This window comes from Stutzerimonas stutzeri (genome assembly GCF_000219605.1).
In the GTDB taxonomy this organism is placed as follows: domain Bacteria; phylum Pseudomonadota; class Gammaproteobacteria; order Pseudomonadales; family Pseudomonadaceae; genus Stutzerimonas; species Stutzerimonas stutzeri.
The window spans coordinates 4334319-4351240 of record NC_015740.1; the positions used below are offsets into that span (position 1 = coordinate 4334319).

A 16922-nucleotide genomic window follows, 5' to 3' on the forward strand; every position below is an offset into this window, starting at 1 on the left:
CGCGAGGCAGGTTCGGCGCCGCTTCTGGTGGCGGCGCTCGGATCGGTGCGAAGCACCTTCTTGTTTACATGCTGCTTGCTGCGTTGCTGTTTACCTTGCTGTCGTGACGACTGTGCAGTCAGCCCTCCTCTTTCTCGCCGGTATCGGTTTCCAGTTGTTCGAGCAGATCGATCAGGCGCCGGCGCAACTGGCCGAGCTCGCGGGACTTGAACGAGCGGCGGGTGCGTTCGAGCACCTGGATGGTGTCTTCCAGCGCGGTACGCAGGGCTTCTTCGGTCAGCATCGGTTCGTCTTCGTGTGCCACATGCAGATTGGGTGCCGGCTTGGCCCCGGTGGTCGGCCGGCTGGTTTCAGAGCAATAAAAAAAAGGCGCCAGTCGAGGTTCATCCCGGAGGGATGTCACGGCTGGCGCCTTAGCTATCAGGTCCGATTGTCCTGAGCGGTAAAGCAGCTTTCGCAGCATGCGAAAATAGTGGCATTCTGCCTGCACGCATGCGCCGTAACAAGCCCATCGATGCCGGTGCAGGCGGCGGCGTTCGGCGTCTGCGGCCTGCACCAAGCTGGGTCACCGGCTGTACGTCAGCCGCGTCGTCGTGTCCAGAATTGCTGCACCAGCATCTCCATGCTGCCGGCCAGCTCGGCGACGCCCGAGGCGCTTTGCCGACTACGCAGACCGCTCTCCACGTGACGATCGGAACCGCCGCGAATGCTGACGATGTTCTGGTTGATGTTCTCGCTGACCGCGCTCTGCTGCTCCACCGCCGCGGCGATCTGCATGCTCATCGCACTGATCTCGTTGACGCGGCTGTTGATGCCCTGCAGCGAGCGCGCCGCCTGTTCGGCCTGGTCGACGCTCTGCATGGCCTGCTCGCGGCTGCGCTGCATGACTTCCACCGCCTGACGCGCACCGCCCTGCAGCGCGCCGATCATGTCGTTGATCTCCCGGGTCGACTGCTGAGTGCGCGAGGCCAGGCTGCGCACCTCGTCGGCGACCACGGCGAAGCCCCGGCCCTGCTCGCCGGCACGCGCCGCCTCGATGGCTGCGTTGAGCGCCAGCAAATTGGTCTGCTCGGCGATGCCGCGGATGACATCGAGCACCTTGGTGATGTCGTTGCTGTGCGCTTCCAGCTGGTGGATCACGTCGCCGGCATGCTGGATGTCCTGCGCCAGCTGGCCGATGGCGACGCCGGTGCGATTGACCACCTCGGTGCCGGTGGCCGCTTCGTTGTCGGCGCGGCTGGCCGCTTCCGCGGTGCGCTGGGCGTTGTTCGCCACGTCCTGCACACTGACCGCCATCTGGTTGATCGCGGTGGCGACCTGATCGGTTTCGCTCTGCTGGCGCGCCGCGCTCTCGGTGCTGCTGTCCATCGCGCCGAGCAGTTCATGGGCGTGCTGGCTGAGCTGGCGCGAGGCGTCGCCGATGCGGCCGACCATGGCGCCGGCTTCGGTTTCCAGCATCTTCATGGCGAAGGCGATCTGGCCGTACTCGTCACGCCGGCCGGCGTAGATCAGCTGCCCCACCGGATTGTCGCCGACCCGGCGCGCCTGTTCGGCGAGTCGCTGCAGGGGCGCCAGCGCCAGGTAGGTCAGAGCGCTGGCCGCCGCGGCCGCCACCGTCGCGGTAAGCAGCGCCACACCCAGGCCAACACCACCGAGCAGGGCTCCGCCGATCACGCACGGGGCCGCACCCAACGCGGCGCACAGCGCCACGCGACTGCGCGCGCTGAGCGGCGCGCGCCGCAGCGCCGCCGGCGGCCGCAGGTCACGCAGCTGGGCGTACAACCCTTCGGCGGCGGCGATCTGCGCCGGCTGCGGCTTGGTGCGCACCGACTGGTACTCGACCACCCGGCCATTGCGGCTGATCGGGGTGACGAACGCGCTGACCCAGTAGTGATCGCCGTTCTTGCAGCGGTTCTTGACCATGCCCATCCAAGAATTGCCGCCGCGCACGCTGGACCAGAGGTCGGCGAACGCCTCGCGGGGCATGTCCGGATGGCGCACGATGTTGTGGTGCTGGCCGAGCAGCTCGTCCTCGTCGAAGCCGCTGATCTTGATGAAATCCGGATTCACATAGGTGATGTCACCGTTGAGATCCGTGGTGGAAAGGATATTGGCGGTATCGCTGATGGAAACATCGCGGCCGGTGACCGGCAGATTCATGCGCATGGTGGCTCTCGTGAGCAAGGCAGTTGTCGTTCTGTTCCGCCATGCACGTCTCGTGTCGACGCACCTCGGGTGCATCGGGCGCTCCTGCCAATCGCTCACCCTGCGGTGATGGTCCCTGCCTCGGACGGCCCAACGGGTCGTTTGTATCGTTTTTGTCGCGCGGAAAACGGGCATGAAAAAAGCGCCAGCATCGAACCGTCCCTGCGGGTGATCCTTGATGGCGCTTCAGTCGACAGGCCCGTCGGTCCTGTCCGGTCAGCATGTCTCCTCGCCTGGAGACTGATGCCATAATGATGGCACCTGCTTTCCGCGTGCAATGCGACTGAAGTCCTACTCCGCTGGTCGGCTTTTATTCCGTACATGCCAAAGTGATATCAATATTGTACAAACAAGTCTTCTCTGTACAGCTTTATAACAAGAAATTTCGCGCGCCCCTCCGCAACCCTTGGTCGGCAAGTCGGTCGTAGCAAAGGGTGCGCGGATTAGCGGATCGGCATGGCGGGGTCCGTGGGCTGTTCCAGGCGCAGCCGCCTGCTAGACTCAAGTTCCGCGCAGACTCACAAGGGATGCCCGGGATTCCGAAAACAACCAAAAAGGAGTGCATCCATGAAAGGCAAATCCTTGGCATGGATCTTTACCGCTGCTCTGGCGGGAACCGGCCTGAGCACAGTGGCACAGGCGCAAGAGAAGTTCGTCACCATCGGCACGGGCGGGCAGACCGGCGTTTACTACGTAGCCGGGCAATCGATCTGCCGCTTCGTCAACCGCAATGCGGAAAACATCAAGTGCAACGCCCCGGCCAGCGGCGGCGGCGTGGCCAACGTCAACGGTCTGCGCAGTGGCGAATTCAACTTCGGCATCATGCAGTCCGACCACCAGTACAAGGCAATGGAAGGCGTCGCACCCTTCGAGAAAGAAGGGAAGATGGACGACATCCGCGCGGTGTTCTCCCTGCAGAGCGAAGTCTTCACCGTACTGGCCCGTCGCAGCGCCAACATCAAGGGGCTCGATGACCTCAAGGGCAAGCGCGTCAACATCGGCAACCCCGGTTCCGGTCAGCGCGACACCCTCGAAGAGATCATGAAGGTCAAGGGCTGGGACAAGTCGGTGTTCTCCCTGGCCGCCGAGCTGAAGCCGGCTGAGCAGGCCAGCGCACTGGGCGACAACAACATCGATGCCATGACCTACTTCGTCGGTCACCCCAACGGCGCGATCCAGGAAGCCACCACCACCACCGACGCGGTGCTGGTGCCGATCACCGGCCCGGAGATCGACAAGCTGCTCGAAGAGCGCAGCTACTACACCAAGGCCGAGATTCCCGGCGGCCTGTACAAGGGCAACGACCAGGCGACCCAGTCCATCGGTGGCAAGGCCGTGCTGTCCACTACCTCCAAGGTCGATGCCGAAGTGGTCTACCAGCTGGTCAAGTCGGTGTTCGAGAACATCGAGCGCTTCCAGCGCCTGCATCCGGCCTTCAAGGACCTGAAGCCGGAAGAGATGATCGAAGTCGGCCTGAGCGCGCCGCTGCATGAAGGCGCCGAGCGCTACTATAAGGAGCGCGGCTGGCTGTAAGAACCTGTTCATGATCTGCTGCGCGTCGGCCCTGCTGCGTTAAAAACAGGCTCGGAATGCTCATTTACATCAGTAAACTCCGCTTCCTCGCCTGTTTTTGCCTTGCATGGCTCTAGCTCGCGAGATCGTGAACAGGCTCTTAGGACTTGCGCAGCGCGGCACTCGCGCTGCGCTGCGCAGTCCTTCGCCTATACCGGAAACCCGTGAGCCCCACCGGCCACGGGTTTCTGCGGTTTCCGAACCCTGAAAAACAGGCCTCATTTCATGCAAGACAAACAACTCTCCACCGAGGAGCTGATCGCCCAGGACGTCGGTGCGCGCCTGCCCGAAGGTGCGATGGCGCAGATCATCGCCGGGCTGGCGCTGGCCTGGTCGCTGTTCCAGCTGTGGATCGCCTCGCCGTTGCCGTTCCTGCTGCGCTTCGGCGTGCTCAACGACACCGAGACGCGCTCGATCCACCTGGCGTTCGCGCTGCTGCTGGCGTTTCTCGCCTACCCGGCCTTCAAGCGCTCGCCGCGCGACCGGGTACCGCTGGTCGACATCGCGCTGGGTCTGGTCGCCGCCGCCAGTGCCGCCTATCTGTTCATCTTCTATGAACAACTGGCCCAGCGCCCGGGCAGCCTGACCACCGCGGACCTGATTACCGCCTGCATCGGCATTCCCCTGTTGCTGGAGGCCACCCGCCGCGCCCTCGGCCCGCCGCTGGCGATCATCGCCCTGGTGTTCCTCGTCTACAGCGTCGCCGGCCCCTGGATGCCCGGCCTGCTGGCGCACCGCGGGGTGAGTTTCACCGCGATGGCCAACCACCAGTGGATCACCACCGAGGGCGTGTTCGGCATCGCCCTGGGCGTATCCACCAGTTTCGTCTTCCTCTTCGTGCTGTTCGGCGCGCTGCTCGAACGCGCCGGCGCCGGACATTATTTCATCCAGCTGGCGTTCAGCCTGCTCGGCCACATGCGCGGCGGTCCGGCCAAGGCGGCGGTGGTGTCCTCGGCGCTGACCGGGATGATCTCCGGCTCGTCGATCGCCAACGTGGTGACCACCGGCACCTTCACCATCCCGATGATGAAGAAGGTCGGCTTTTCCAAGGAAAAGGCCGGCGCGGTGGAAGTGGCGTCTTCGGTCAATGGCCAGATCATGCCGCCGGTGATGGGCGCCGCGGCGTTCCTGATGGTCGAGTACGTCGGCATTCCCTATGTCGAGATCATCAAGCACGCCTTCCTGCCGGCCAGCATTTCCTACATCGCGCTGCTCTACATCGTGCATCTGGAAGCGCTCAAGCAGGGCATGCAGCCGATCGGCACGCACCAGCCCAAGCCCTGGCTGCGTCGCCTGACCGGCTTCGCCTTCGGCGCGGCGCTGATTTCCGGGCTGTCGCTGACGGTCTACTACGGCCTCGGCTGGCTCAAGCCGGTACTCGGCGACTACGCGCTGCCCGGCATCGGCGCCTTGCTGGCGATTGTCTACCTGGGCCTGCTGAAGGTGGCGGCGAGCAATCCGCCGCTGCCGGCCGAGGACCCGGACAAGCCGCTGGAGGAACTGCCGAACAGCCGTGCCGTGCTGCTTTCCGGCCTGCATTTCCTGCTGCCGGTGGTGGTGCTGGTCTGGTGCCTGATGATCGAACGGCTGTCCCCCGGCCTGTCGGCGTTCTGGGGCACGGTGATGCTGGTCATCATCCTGCTCACCCAGCGCCCGCTGCTGTCCTGGATGCGCGGCGATGGCGGCGAGGTCCACGGCAACGCGATGGATGGCCTGGTCGACCTGCGCGAGGGCCTGATCGCCGGTGCGCGCAACATGATCGGCATCGGCATCGCGACCGCGGCGGCGGGCATCATCGTCGGTGCGGTGTCGCAGACCGGCGTGGGCCTGGTGCTGGCGGATCTGGTGGAACTGCTGTCGATGGGCAATCTGCTGCTGATGCTGTTGCTCACCGCCTTCCTCAGCCTGATCCTCGGCATGGGCCTGCCCACCACCGCCAACTACATCGTGGTGTCCAGCCTGCTGGCGCCGGTGATCGTCGCGCTGGGCCAGCAGAACGGGCTGATCGTGCCGCTGATCGCGGTGCATCTGTTCGTCTTCTACTTCGGCATCATGGCCGACGTGACGCCGCCGGTGGGCCTGGCCTCGTTCGCCGCGGCGGCGGTGTCCAAGGGCGATCCGATCCGCACCGGGGTGGCCGCGTTCTATTACAGCCTGCGCACCGCGGCGCTGCCGTTCCTGTTCATCTTCAACACCGACCTGCTGCTGATAGGCGTGGACTTCTTGCACGGCGTGCTGATCTTTATCGTCGCCACCATCGCCATGCTGATCTTCGCCGCCGGCACCCAGGGCTATTTCCTGGTGCGCAGCCGCTGGTACGAGAGCCTGCTGTTGCTGCTGGTGGCCTTCACCCTGTTCCGCCCCGGCTTCTGGATGGATCTCATCCATGACCCGTATCAGGAGATTCCGCCGGCGCAGCTGGTGGAGGCACTGGGCAACGTCGAGGAAGACAGCCAGCTGCGCCTGCGCGTGCTCGGCGAGGACGCAGTGGGCGATGCCCGTGAGTTCGTGCTGCTGCTGGCGATCCCGGACGGCGCCTCGGGCGAGGAGAAGCTGGAGAAGATCGGCCTGATGACCTACGAGCAGGACGGCAAGCTGCTGGTGGACAGCGTCACGTTCGGCAGCCCGGCTGCCGAGGCGGGGCTGGAGTTCGACCAGCAGATTCTCTCGGTACGCGCGCCGACCGACCGCTGGCCGAAGGAATTCATGTGGATTCCGGGCTTCCTGCTGTTCGGCCTGATCGTCTGGATGCAGCGCCGCCGCCGTCAGACCTGATCGACCCGGAAGCGTCTGAAACCCCGGTCACGTGCGAGCGTGCCGGGGTTGTTCATTTGGTGCTCCCACCGGCGTACCCGCGCCAGGGCACCACGATCAACCGAAGAACCAGTAGCACACCGCGATGGCAGCGATGATGCCGGCCAGATCCGCGACCAGGGCACAGCCCACCGCATGCCGCGCGCGCTGGATGCCGACCGCACCGAAGTACACCGCCAGCACGTAGAAGGTGGTCTCGGTACTGCCCTGCACCGTCGCCGCGACCAGCGCAGGGAAGCTGTCCACGCCCTGACTCTGCATGGTCTCGATCAGCATCGCCCGCGCCGCGCTGCCGGAGAACGGCTTGACCAGCGCGGTAGGCAGGGCGTCGACGAAGCGGGTGTCCCAGCCCAGCGCTTCGACCAGCCAGCGAATGCCTTCCAGACCGAAATCCAGCGCACCGGATGCGCGCAGGGCGCCAATGGCGCAGAGCATGGCGATCAGATACGGCAACAGGCTCTTGGCGACGTCGAAGCCTTCCTTCGCGCCCTCGACGAACGCCTCGTACACCGGCACCTTGCGCAGCGCTCCGACGACGAGGAAGGCGATGATCAGGCCGAACAGGGTCAGGTTGCCCAGCAACGAGGACAGCGACGCCAGCGCGGTGGCCGACAGCCCTGCCAGCAGGGCCATGAAACCGCCGAGCAGCAGCGCACCGGGAATGAAATAGGCCAGCACCACCGGGTCCCACAGGCGCAGGCGCTGCACCAGCGCCACTGCCAGCAGGCCCGCCAGGGACGAGGCACTGGTGGCCAGCAGAATCGGCAGGAACACCAGGGTCGGGTCGTCCGCGCCCTGCTGCACGCGGTACATGAAGATGGACACCGGCAGCAGCGTGAGCGAAGAGGTGTTGAGCACCAGGAAGAGGATTTGCGCATTGCTGGCCACGCTGGGCAGCGGGTTCAGCTCCTGCAGTGCGCGCATCGCCTTGAGGCCAATAGGCGTCGCGGCGTTGTCCAGACCAAGCCCGTTGGCGGCGAAATTGAGCGTGATCAGCCCCAGCGCCGGGTGCCCGGCCGGCACTTCCGGCATCAGCCGGCGGAACAGCGGCCCGAGCAGCCGCGCCAGCAGCTCGATCAGCCCGGCCTTTTCGGCGATGCGCAGGAAACCCAGCCAGAGCGTCAGGGTGCCGAACAGCACGATCATCACTTCCACGGCCAGCTTGGCCATGGCGAACAGGCTCTCCACCAGCGCGGCGAACACCGCGGGATCGCCACCGATCAGCCAGCGCCCCAGGGCAGCCAGCGCGGCGACCAGAAAAAAGCCCAGCCAGAGGCCATTGAGCATGTCGTTCTCCCGTCAAAGCTGGCCGCGATGATAGCGGTGCGGGCGCGCAGGGGTCATCCGCAGATCGGCAGCAAGACGAGTAAAGAGAGGGAATATGCGGGAGAAAAGCGGATGGTTGTCGCCGCATGCCGGGGTGGCGATCACGCCACCACCGGCCGCAGCTTGCAGAACCCGGTCCAGTAAATGGAGGTACTCCCTGTACCCCTAGGTCGTTCCGCCAGGCAGAACAACCCGACCCCATGGTTCACCCCGTTGCAGGGGTTGAGCGCGCGTGGTCGTTACACCCTGCGCGCTTTGTGGATCACCTTCGTAGGCCGAACATGACCCGGCGAATTTGGCTTCCTATGCCGCTGGTACTCCAATGCAGCCGCCCTTGCGGGCGGCTATCGACGCATCAGACACGCGGTCCGCGGCCGCGGCCGAAGATCAGCGATGCCACGAACAGCACCAGGAAGACCACGAACAGGATCTTCGCAATACCTGTAGCAGTGCCTGCGATACCACCGAAGCCCAGAACTGCAGCGATGATGGCAATGATCAGGAAGGTAATGGCCCAACTCAGCATGGTGTGACTCCTCTTGGTTCAGGAACGGTTCTCAGCGGATCAGATCAGTCCGATCGGCATCGATTGTTGTTACGCATCCCTGCTGGTTCGCTCGCACGTCCCCTTCGTTGCTCAGAACACCCAGCGCTGCTCGGCAGGCGCCTGGCGATAATCGATGATTTGCGGTTCTTGTCCGGTTCGCATGAGCTCAATAGGTTGAGCGTCGTACATACCGATTCGTTCCGCGGAATTCTGTTGCGCCTGGCTGAGCGGTTGCGACAGCGGGCGCTCGGCACCCATGATCAGCATGACAACCGCAGCAGAGAGGAAACCCTTGCTGGCTAGCGATAAGCGGGCTTGGCGATTCATTCCTCAACTCCTTCTAAGCGTGGCGAACTTCGTTTCGATAACTCTGTTATTGCAGGCGTCGTGCCAGCCTTCCGAACATATAAAAATCCTTTAAGATCAATGACTTGTACTTATGGCAAATCGCTGCATGCAACTCAAATTGCAAGGCAGCCCCTAGCCAGCCGGGCGTTTTGCACGAATCAGTGTCGGGCCTGTTTGAGCTGGCGCATGCGCTCGTGGCAGGTACGCAGCTTGGGCAGCTCAATAGCCAGCAAAGCCCGTACATCCGGCTCGGCGTCCTGCACGGCGTCTTCGAAAGCCTCCAGGATGTGTGCTTCGGTCTGCTCGAGCTGATCAACATAGGGCGTGTCGTGATCGCCGATGCGCGAACGGGTGTCGGCGTACAGCTCGCGCATGCGCCCGGTCAGCGTGCCGCCCTGCGAAGGCTGTTCATGGCTGGCGGCGACCTTGACGCTCAGGGCCTGGATGATCTGAGTTTTGGCCTGGGCCAGATCGCGGAACAGGTGCTGCAGCTCGACGTCCGTTACTTCCTCGGCGGCATGCTGGTAGAAACGCTGCCCGTCGCGGGTGATCTCGATGAGCTCGTTGAGCTGGTTCATGGACTTGTTCATGACACCTCCTGCGTGGTTGCGACAGATGTGGCCGCCCGTGAATGGGTCGGCACCCGTCTCCAGAGGGTCGCAAGCGCCATGCCACCCGCGCGGCCATTGGCGCCCCCGACAAATCAGGCACTTGGACGCGCCCCTCTGCACAGGGGAATGCAGCATGCAGGAAAGCCTTGCCAGCACCGTGCAACTTGCAAGACTTTTCATAGACTAAAGCACTCGCCAGCAACGCAACGGCGCCGCGACGGCGCTCGACACGCCATAATCGAATCTCTACAGCGACCGAACTCGCCTTTTGATGGGAGCATCCATGGACCAAACGACGGACAACGGCGGACGCATCCTCCTGGTGGATGACGAAGCGGCGATCCTGCGTACCTTTCGTTACTGCCTGGAAGACCGTGGCTATACCGTGATGACGGCAGCTAGCGCCGCACAGGCCGAAGCGATCCTGCAGCGCCAGGTGTTCGATCTGTGCTTCCTCGACCTGCGCCTGGGCGAAGACAACGGTCTGGACGTGCTACAGCAGATGCGCACGTTGGCGCCCTGGATGCGCGTGGTGATCGTCACCGCCCACTCGGCGGTGGACACAGCGGTCGATGCCATGCAGGCCGGCGCCGCGGATTACCTGCTCAAGCCCTGCAGCCCCGAACAGCTGCGTCTGTCGGCCGCCAAGCAGCTGGAAGTCCGGCAGATGGCAGCGCGCCTGGAAGCACTGGAAGGCGAGATGAAGCAGCGCAGCGATGCGCTTGGCTCGCACAGCCCGGCGATGATGGCCGTGCTGGAGACCGCTCGGCAGGTCGCCGACACCGATGCCAACATCCTCATCCTCGGCGAATCCGGCACCGGCAAGGGCGAGCTGGCGCGTGCCATCCACACCTGGAGCCGGCGCTCGAAGAAGGCCTTCGTCACCATCAACTGCCCGTCACTGTCGGCCGACCTGATGGAAAGCGAGCTGTTCGGACACAACCGCGGTGCCTTCACCGGAGCCACCGAAAGCACCCTCGGTCGGGTCAACCAGGCCGACGGCGGCACGCTGTTCCTCGACGAGATCGGCGACTTCCCGCTGGCGCTGCAACCCAAGCTGCTGCGCTTCATCCAGGACAAGGAATACGAACGCGTCGGCGACCCGGTCACCCGCCGCGCCGATGTGCGCATCCTGGCGGCGACCAACCTCAATCTCGAGGAGATGGTCCGCGAGGGCAAGTTCCGCGAGGACCTGCTCTACCGCCTCAACGTCATCACCCTCAATCTGCCGCCGATGCGCGAGCGCCCGGAAGACGTACTGGCCCTGGCCGAGCGCTTCCTCGCCGCCTTCGTCAAGAACTACGGGCGCCCGGCGCGCGGCTTCAGCGATGCCGCAGTGGCGGCGCTCAAGGCCTATCGCTGGCCCGGCAACGTGCGCGAACTGCGCAACGTGGTGGAGCGGGCAAGCATCATCTGCCCGCAGCAGATGATCGAGGTCAACCACCTCGGGCTCGGCGAACAGGCAGGTAGCAACGCGCCGCGCATCGGCGAGCCGCTGAGCCTCGAGGCACTGGAGAAGGCGCACATCGCCGGCGTGCTGAGCACCAGCGACACCCTGGAGCAGGCCGCACGCATCCTCGGCATCGACGCCTCGACCCTGTACAGAAAGCGCAAGCAGTACGGCCTATGAAACTGCAGATGAAGCTGCGAACCCGACTCTTCCTCGGGTTCTCGGCACTGATGACGGTGGCCCTGCTGGGCCTGCTGCTGGCGCTGGTCAGCGTGATGAAGATGGCCAAGAGCCAGGAGCAGCTGATCCGCGACAACTTCAGCATCATCGAGATCAACCAGCAGTTGCGTCAGACGCTGGGCAATCATCTGATCGTGATGCTTACCGACGACAACCGCAGCGAGGCGCTCGCCCCGCTGCGCCAGAGCTTCCAGCAGACCCTGGAGCGCGGCATCGCCGAGGCCAACGACGATGTCGACCGCCAGGCCTTCCGTGCAGTCGCCAGCGCCTATGCCGCCTTTCTGCAGCAGATCGAAGCCAGCCGCCATCAGAACCTGACCCTGCTGGAAGACAACCCGCTGAGCCAGTCCTTCAACAAGGTCCGCGGCCTGATGACCGACATGCAGGGCGCGGCCTACGACAAGATCCGCGACACCGAGCTGCGCAGCCGTGATCGCGCCTCGCTGCTGGCGGGCCTGCTGGGACTCACCGCGATAGCCGTGCTGCTGATCGGCTTCATTACCGCGCACAGCTTCGCGCGACGTTTCGGCGAGCCGATCGAGCGGCTGTCCGCCGCTGCCGACCAGATCGGCCGCGGGGATTTCAACATCGCCCTGCCGACCCCGCCGATCGCCGAGCTGTCGTCCCTGAGCCGGCGCTTCGGTCTCATGGCGCAGGCTCTGCACGAGTTCAAGCAGACCAACGTGGAGGCCCTGGTAAACGGTCAACAGCGCCTGCAGGCGTTGCTCGACAGCATCGACGACGGCCTGCTGATCGTCGACCGCGACGGTCGCCTGGAGCACGCCAACCCGGTGGCGCAGCGACAGCTGGCCTGGGAGAACGAGCACCTGGGCTCCACCCTTGGCGAAGCGCTGGGCTATCCGCAACTGGACAACGCCGCGCGGCAGGTACTGGACGACAAGCCGCTGTCCGACCCGCCAGAGGATCTGGTCATCGAGGCCGACGGCGAACGGCGCCTGCTGGCCTGGCGCATCAGCCCGGTCAGCCACCACGACGGCAGCATCAGTGGCGCGGTGATGGTGCTGCACGACGTCACCGACCAGCGCACCTTCGAACGCGTGCGCAACGAATTCGTGCTGCGCGCCTCCCACGAACTGCGCACCCCGGTCACCGGCATGCAGATGGCCTTCAGCCTGTTGCGCGAGCGTCTGCGCTACCCCGCCGACAGTCGCGAATCCGACCTGTTCGATACGGTGCACGAGGAAATGCAGCGCCTGGTCAGGCTGATCAACGACCTGCTCAATTTCTCCCGCTACCAGAGCGGCCAGCAGAAACTGGAGCTGGAGCAGTGCGACGTGCCGGAGCTGCTCGAAGCCGCGCGCCAGCGCTTCGAGGTCAACGCCGCCGAGCAGGACGTGCAGCTCAAGCTGGAGCTGCAGCAGCCACTGCCAACGCTGATGCTCGACCGCCAGCAGATCGAGCGGGTGCTGGACAACCTGCTGAGCAACGCCCTGCGCCACACGCCCAGGGGCGGCGAGGTGCGCCTGCTGGCGCGGCATCATGGCGAGCGGCTGATCCTCAGCGTCGAGGACAACGGCGAAGGCATTCCCTACAGCCAGCAGGCACGCATCTTCGAACCCTTCGTGCAGATCGGCCGCCGTCGCGGCGGGGCCGGACTGGGGCTTGCCTTATGCAAGGAAATTGCCCAGCTGCATGGTGGCCGCATTGGCGTGCACTCGCGGATCGGCCACGGCACTATCTTCTACGTGGCGCTGCCGATCTGACGGCGCCCCATCGAGGAACCTGCCATGCCGAGTCTGAACCCCAGCCCCGAGCAGCTCGCCGACTATGTGGCGGCGATGCCCTCGGGCGTGCCGATCCTGATGCTCAATCTGTTGCGCTACAACGCCCAGGCCACCTACCCGCCGGGCAGCCCGCACAGCCCCTGCAGCGGCCGCGAGGCCTATGCCCGCTACAGCCGCGTGGCGCTGACCAAGGTGCAGGCCGGTGGCGGCGCGGTGGAGCTGCGCGCCAAGGCCCATGCGACGCTGATCGCGCCGCCGGAGGAAGAATGGGATGACCTGCTGCTGGTCAGCTACCCGTCCAAGGAAGCCTTCCTGGCCATGCTCAGCGACCGCGAATACCAGGCCGCCGCCGAGCACCGCAGTGCGGCCCTGGCCGACTCGAGACTGATCGGCACCACCCGCTACTGAGGTCAGCGGCTCGCCTGGGCGACCAGCACCTGCAGCATCGCCGCGGTTTCCGCGTCCGGCTCTCCATCGAAGCGGGTCGGGCGGTACTTCATCTGGAACGCGGCGATCACATTGCGCGTCTCGTCATCCAGATGGCCGTGGCGGGGTACCCGATAACCCTGCGCCGCCAGTGCCTCCTGGAACCAGCCGATCGCCGGCAGCCCCGCCGCGGCGTAGTGCGCCTGCGCCGCCGCCACCGCGCCGGCATCCGGCCAGGGCACCAGGCCCTCCTCGGCCAGACGCTTCCAGGGAAACAGCGGCCCCGGATCGACCTTGCGCTGCGGCGCGATGTCGCTGTGGCCGATGATGGCGCCCGGTTTCAGGCCATGACGCGCCATGATGTCCTTGAGCAGTACCACCAGCGCATCGATCTGCGCCTGCGAGTAGGGATACCAGAGCCGCCGTCCGTCCGCGCTCTGCTCGTAGCCCTGATTGACCAGCTCGATGCCGATCGAGGTGGCGTTCAGCCAGGTACGCCCGTTCCATTCGCTCTCCCCGGCATGCCAGGCGCGGCGATCCTCGTCCACCAGGCGGTAGATGGTCGCCGGCGACTCACCGATCAGGTAGTGGCTGCTCACATCGCGCCCACTGAGCAGCTCCAGCGAGCGCGGCAGGTCGGTGGAGGTGTAATGCAGCACGATGAACTGGACGCGGCTGTCGTGGCCGATCGAGCTGTGGCTGGTGTCGATGCGTGGGCCGCTGGCACAGCCTGCAAGCAGCAGAAGCAAGAGGGTAGCGGAGAGCAATTTCATCGGGACGACCTCTGTGTCGACGGCGCAAATGACGCAGATGGGCAGGAGCCCGGCATGCGGTGGCGATTCGATGCCGGAGCGGCGAGGGTCGTGATTATACCGGGCGCCCGGATACAGGCCAGGCCAGCCGGTCAGGCTGGCTCGACACGATTGCGTCCCGAATCCTTGGCGCGGTAGAGCGCCCGGTCGGCACGCTCGAAGGCACGCTCGGCGGTGTCGCCAGTAACGAATGCCGTCAAACCGGCGGACAGGGTGATGGCAACCCGCTCGCCCTTGAAGTGGAACGGGCAACTGCCGATGGACTCGCGCAGCGTTTCAATCAGCTGCCGCCCCGCCTCGTAAGGCGTGTTGGGCAACAGCACGACGAACTCCTCACCACCGAAACGGGCGATGAAGTCGGTCTTGCGCAACCGCCTCTGCAGCTCCGTGCCGATGATCTTCAGCACCCGATCGCCGGCCAGATGGCCATAGCCGTCGTTGACCCGCTTGAAGTGATCGACATCCAGCACGGCCAGCGGCAGATCGCCACCGTAGCGTTGCCAGCGGGCGAATTCGAGATCCAGCCGTTCATTCCATGCCGCCCGGTTGGGCAGTCCGGTCAGCGGGTCCTGCAGGGCCTTCTGCCGCTGCTCTTCCAGATGGCCGCGCAGCCCCCGTGCCGCCTGTTCCAGGCTGCCGACACGGCTGACCAGCTGCTGCAGGCGCTCGCCCAGTTTCTGCTCCTGCTCGCTGCGCTGGCGACGGTAGTTGTCGACGGTGTCCAGCAGGCCATCCAGACGCGCCTCCACCACCCGCTTGAGGCTGTTCAGATCGGTGGCTTCACGCATGCTGTGCTGCAGGCCGCCGACTTGTTCGCGCAGCTCGGCGTCCAGCGCCTGCGCCGCATCGCGGCCTTCCACATGGCCCTGGTGGGCGGCGAGCAGGTTCTCCTGCATCGCTGTCAGACGCTCGTTGAGAGTCTGCAGGTAGTTCTCGAAATCGCGCTGACCCTGATCGCTGAAGGCGATCATCAGCATCGCCAGATCGTCCAGCACTGGCACCAGCTCGTACCAGTTCAGGCCCTGCTGGATTCGCGCGCGCAACGTCTGCAGTTGCGGTTGATGCTGCTCGGGCAGATGCAGGCTGTCGAGCAGACTGCTGAGCGTCGCCTCCACACGTTCGGCGACAACGCTGAAAGCGGGCTCCGGCGAATCCGGCAGCGCATAGGCGGCCTCCTGCGGCAGCGGCTCGGCCGCTGGCGGCAGCTCGGCGTCCGCCACCGGCTCGTCCGCTTCGGGCTCAACTGACGAGACGACAGGCTCGACGGCCTGCTGCTCTTCGTTCGCCGGCTCCGGTAAGGTTGTCACTACAGACGGCTCGGTCACGGTGGAGGCGACGGCCGTCTCGCCGACGACGACCGCCTCTGCCTCGACCGCCACCGCTGGGGCCGACGCCGCCGCTGGAATCGCCGTCTCGAGCGGGGCCGCCGATTGGCTGTCCCGCCCCCCGAACAGGCGCTTCAGAAAGCCGCTCTGCTGCGGCGCGGACAAGCCCTGCAGGTTGAGAACCTGACCCTGCAGTACACTCAGCTCGCCGAGCAGTAGCGGCAGCTCGCGCAATCTGGCTGCACGCTGGTCCAGATCCTTGGCGAAGCGTTTGAGCGGCTTGCGCAGCTCGGCGGGCACCGACATCCCCAGCAACTGGGACACCAGCCGATGCAGCGCCTCGGTCAACTGAACGGCACGCTCCTGGCGGTGGCGTTCGGAGTCCAGCACCGCCTTTTCCAGGCGTGGAACCAGCTGACCCAGCCCATCGTCCAGATCCCCGTCACGCAGGACCTCGCGCATCTGCTGCAGGCAGCGCTCGACGGCGGGGTCGGCGCCCTCCACCGCCAGGCTGCTGCGCACCAGGCTGCGCCGCAACAGATCGACGCGCTGCTCCCAGCGGGCGTCCAGCTGCTCCTGGCGCTCGGCCAGCTGAAGATACTTTTCCTTCCAGCGTTCGGCTTCTTCGCTCATTTACGTTCAGGCACCTGTACCGGCAGGGAGTCCGCCCGCAGGGAATCGGGCAACCGAATTTCCACCGCCACCGGCAAATGGTCGGAAATCGGCAGAGCCAGCACGTCCACACGTTCAAGCGTAAGGCTCGGGCTGAGCAGAATATGGTCCAGGCAGCGCTGCGGCCGCCAGCTGGGGAAGGTCGCCTCGACCTGCGGCGCCAACAGGCCGAGATCGCGCAACGGCGAGTTCTCCAGCAGGTCGTTGGCGTGGGTGTTCATGTCGCCCATCAGTACCTGATGCCGATAGTCGCCGATCAGGTCGCGAATGTAGGCCAGCTGCCGGGCCCGGGCGCCGCCGCCGAGTGCCAGGTGCATCATCACCACCACCAGCGCGTCCGCGCCATCGCCGAAACGCAGCAGGATCGCGCCGCGTCCCGACGGCCCAGGTAGCGGGTGGTCCTCCAGGCCCTGGGGCTCCAGGCGGCTAAGCACCCCGTTGCTGTGCTGGGCGAAGCGTCCGAGGTTGCGATTGAGCTGCTGATACCAGTAGGGAAACGCACCCAGGTGGGCCAGATGCTCGACCTGATTGACATAGCCGGACCGCAGGCTGCCGCCGTCGGCCTCCTGCAGCGCTACCAGGTCATAGTTGCCGAGCACCTCGCCGATGCGCTGCAGGTTGCCGGCCCGACCCGGATGGGGCAGTAGATGCTGCCAGCTGCGCGTCAGGTAATGGTGGTAGCGCTCGGTGCTGATGCCAACCTGAATGTTGAAGCTGAGCAGGCGCAGCCGGCCATCGGCCGGCAGGCCGGTGCTGGCCAGGCAGTGCGGATTGACCCGTGCCTTGCCGGGGCCGGCAAGGCGTGGGGCACTCCAACGGCGCAGCATGC

14 protein-coding genes are annotated in these 16922 nt (G+C 65.3%); 5 read left to right on the top strand and 9 right to left on the bottom strand.

Features of this window, described 5'->3' with window-relative positions; all coding sequences use genetic code 11:
* Positions 1-118: 118 nt before the first annotated feature.
* Both PSTAB_RS21825 and PSTAB_RS19890 read right to left on the bottom strand, forming a co-directional pair.
* Positions 119-283, bottom strand: a complete 165-nt coding sequence (locus tag PSTAB_RS21825) for a hypothetical protein (RefSeq protein ID WP_013984394.1) — start codon at positions 281-283, stop codon at positions 119-121.
* A gap of 296 nt (positions 284-579) precedes the next feature.
* Entirely contained in the window at positions 580-2166 is a 1587-nt protein-coding gene (locus PSTAB_RS19890; RefSeq protein WP_013984395.1) for a methyl-accepting chemotaxis protein, read from the bottom strand.
* Between the two features lie 606 nt (positions 2167-2772).
* Here PSTAB_RS19890 and PSTAB_RS19895 point away from each other — a divergent pair.
* Both PSTAB_RS19895 and PSTAB_RS19900 read left to right on the top strand, forming a co-directional pair.
* A complete protein-coding gene (locus PSTAB_RS19895; RefSeq protein WP_011915051.1) occupies positions 2773-3738 on the top strand; it encodes a TAXI family TRAP transporter solute-binding subunit in 966 nt (321 codons plus the stop codon).
* A 264-nt stretch (positions 3739-4002) separates the two neighbouring features.
* Positions 4003-6552, top strand: a complete 2550-nt coding sequence (locus PSTAB_RS19900; protein WP_013984398.1) for a TRAP transporter permease — start codon at positions 4003-4005, stop codon at positions 6550-6552.
* A 96-nt stretch (positions 6553-6648) separates the two neighbouring features.
* On the opposite strand, the gene PSTAB_RS19905 is transcribed toward PSTAB_RS19900, so the two are convergent.
* The 4 genes from PSTAB_RS19905 to PSTAB_RS19920 form a co-directional block, all read right to left on the bottom strand.
* Positions 6649-7878, bottom strand: coding sequence for a nucleoside recognition domain-containing protein (locus tag PSTAB_RS19905; RefSeq protein WP_013984399.1), 1230 nt, complete (start codon positions 7876-7878; stop codon positions 6649-6651).
* 394 nt (positions 7879-8272) lie between these two features.
* Entirely contained in the window at positions 8273-8443 is a 171-nt protein-coding gene (locus PSTAB_RS21000; RefSeq protein WP_003282841.1) for a DUF1328 domain-containing protein, read from the bottom strand.
* 111 nt (positions 8444-8554) lie between these two features.
* Positions 8555-8791 (bottom strand): hypothetical protein, encoded by a 237-nt coding sequence (locus PSTAB_RS19915; RefSeq protein ID WP_013984401.1) that lies wholly within the window; start codon positions 8789-8791, stop codon positions 8555-8557.
* Between the two features lie 179 nt (positions 8792-8970).
* Positions 8971-9402, bottom strand: coding sequence for a PA2169 family four-helix-bundle protein (locus PSTAB_RS19920; RefSeq protein WP_013984402.1), 432 nt, complete (start codon positions 9400-9402; stop codon positions 8971-8973).
* Positions 9403-9706: 304 nt separating this feature from the next.
* Here PSTAB_RS19920 and algB point away from each other — a divergent pair, with 304 nt between their 5' ends.
* Genes algB through PSTAB_RS19935 form a run of 3 tightly spaced genes read left to right on the top strand, consistent with a single transcriptional unit; the run spans position 9707 to position 13266 of the window.
* Positions 9707-11053 carry a sigma-54-dependent response regulator transcription factor AlgB gene (algB, locus tag PSTAB_RS19925; protein ID WP_011915056.1) on the top strand — a complete coding sequence of 449 codons (1347 nt, stop codon included), beginning with the start codon at positions 9707-9709 and terminating at the stop codon, positions 11051-11053.
* Positions 11050-12837, top strand: coding sequence for a KinB sensor domain-containing domain (locus PSTAB_RS19930; RefSeq protein ID WP_013984403.1), 1788 nt, complete (start codon positions 11050-11052; stop codon positions 12835-12837). Before algB ends, PSTAB_RS19930 begins: the two co-directional genes overlap by 4 nt.
* Positions 12838-12861: 24 nt before the next feature.
* A complete protein-coding gene (locus PSTAB_RS19935; RefSeq protein WP_011915058.1) occupies positions 12862-13266 on the top strand; it encodes a DUF1330 domain-containing protein in 405 nt (134 codons plus the stop codon).
* Between the two features lie 2 nt (positions 13267-13268).
* Here the strand turns inward: PSTAB_RS19935 and PSTAB_RS19940 are convergent, their stop codons facing one another.
* The 3 genes from PSTAB_RS19940 to PSTAB_RS19950 all read right to left on the bottom strand — a co-directional run bounded on the left by PSTAB_RS19940 (position 13269) and on the right by PSTAB_RS19950 (position 16920).
* Entirely contained in the window at positions 13269-14057 is a 789-nt protein-coding gene (locus tag PSTAB_RS19940) for an N-acetylmuramoyl-L-alanine amidase (RefSeq protein WP_011915059.1), read from the bottom strand.
* A gap of 131 nt (positions 14058-14188) precedes the next feature.
* On the bottom strand, positions 14189-16054 hold the full coding sequence (locus PSTAB_RS19945) for a GGDEF domain-containing protein (protein WP_013984404.1): 1866 nt from the start codon (positions 16052-16054) through the stop codon (positions 14189-14191).
* A complete protein-coding gene (locus PSTAB_RS19950) occupies positions 16051-16920 on the bottom strand; it encodes an endonuclease/exonuclease/phosphatase family protein (protein WP_013984405.1) in 870 nt (289 codons plus the stop codon). Before PSTAB_RS19950 ends, PSTAB_RS19945 begins: the two co-directional genes overlap by 4 nt.
* Positions 16921-16922: the final 2 nt, after the last annotated feature.

Coding starts and splice junctions, on each gene's coding strand:
- PSTAB_RS21825 (WP_013984394.1), bottom strand. CDS start 283: ATGCTGACCGAAGAAGCCCTGCGTACCGCGCTGGAAGACACCATCCAG.
- PSTAB_RS19945 (WP_013984404.1), bottom strand. CDS start 16,054: ATGAGCGAAGAAGCCGAACGCTGGAAGGAAAAGTATCTTCAGCTGGCC.
- PSTAB_RS19930 (WP_013984403.1), top strand. CDS start 11,050: ATGAAACTGCAGATGAAGCTGCGAACCCGACTCTTCCTCGGGTTCTCG.
- algB (WP_011915056.1), top strand. CDS start 9,707: ATGGACCAAACGACGGACAACGGCGGACGCATCCTCCTGGTGGATGAC.
- PSTAB_RS19890 (WP_013984395.1), bottom strand. CDS start 2,166: ATGCGCATGAATCTGCCGGTCACCGGCCGCGATGTTTCCATCAGCGAT.
- PSTAB_RS19920 (WP_013984402.1), bottom strand. CDS start 9,402: ATGAACAAGTCCATGAACCAGCTCAACGAGCTCATCGAGATCACCCGC.
- PSTAB_RS19935 (WP_011915058.1), top strand. CDS start 12,862: ATGCCGAGTCTGAACCCCAGCCCCGAGCAGCTCGCCGACTATGTGGCG.
- PSTAB_RS19915 (WP_013984401.1), bottom strand. CDS start 8,791: ATGAATCGCCAAGCCCGCTTATCGCTAGCCAGCAAGGGTTTCCTCTCT.
- PSTAB_RS19900 (WP_013984398.1), top strand. CDS start 4,003: ATGCAAGACAAACAACTCTCCACCGAGGAGCTGATCGCCCAGGACGTC.
- PSTAB_RS21000 (WP_003282841.1), bottom strand. CDS start 8,443: ATGCTGAGTTGGGCCATTACCTTCCTGATCATTGCCATCATCGCTGCA.
- PSTAB_RS19905 (WP_013984399.1), bottom strand. CDS start 7,878: ATGCTCAATGGCCTCTGGCTGGGCTTTTTTCTGGTCGCCGCGCTGGCT.
- PSTAB_RS19895 (WP_011915051.1), top strand. CDS start 2,773: ATGAAAGGCAAATCCTTGGCATGGATCTTTACCGCTGCTCTGGCGGGA.
- PSTAB_RS19950 (WP_013984405.1), bottom strand. CDS start 16,920: ATGCTGCGCCGTTGGAGTGCCCCACGCCTTGCCGGCCCCGGCAAGGCA.
- PSTAB_RS19940 (WP_011915059.1), bottom strand. CDS start 14,057: ATGAAATTGCTCTCCGCTACCCTCTTGCTTCTGCTGCTTGCAGGCTGT.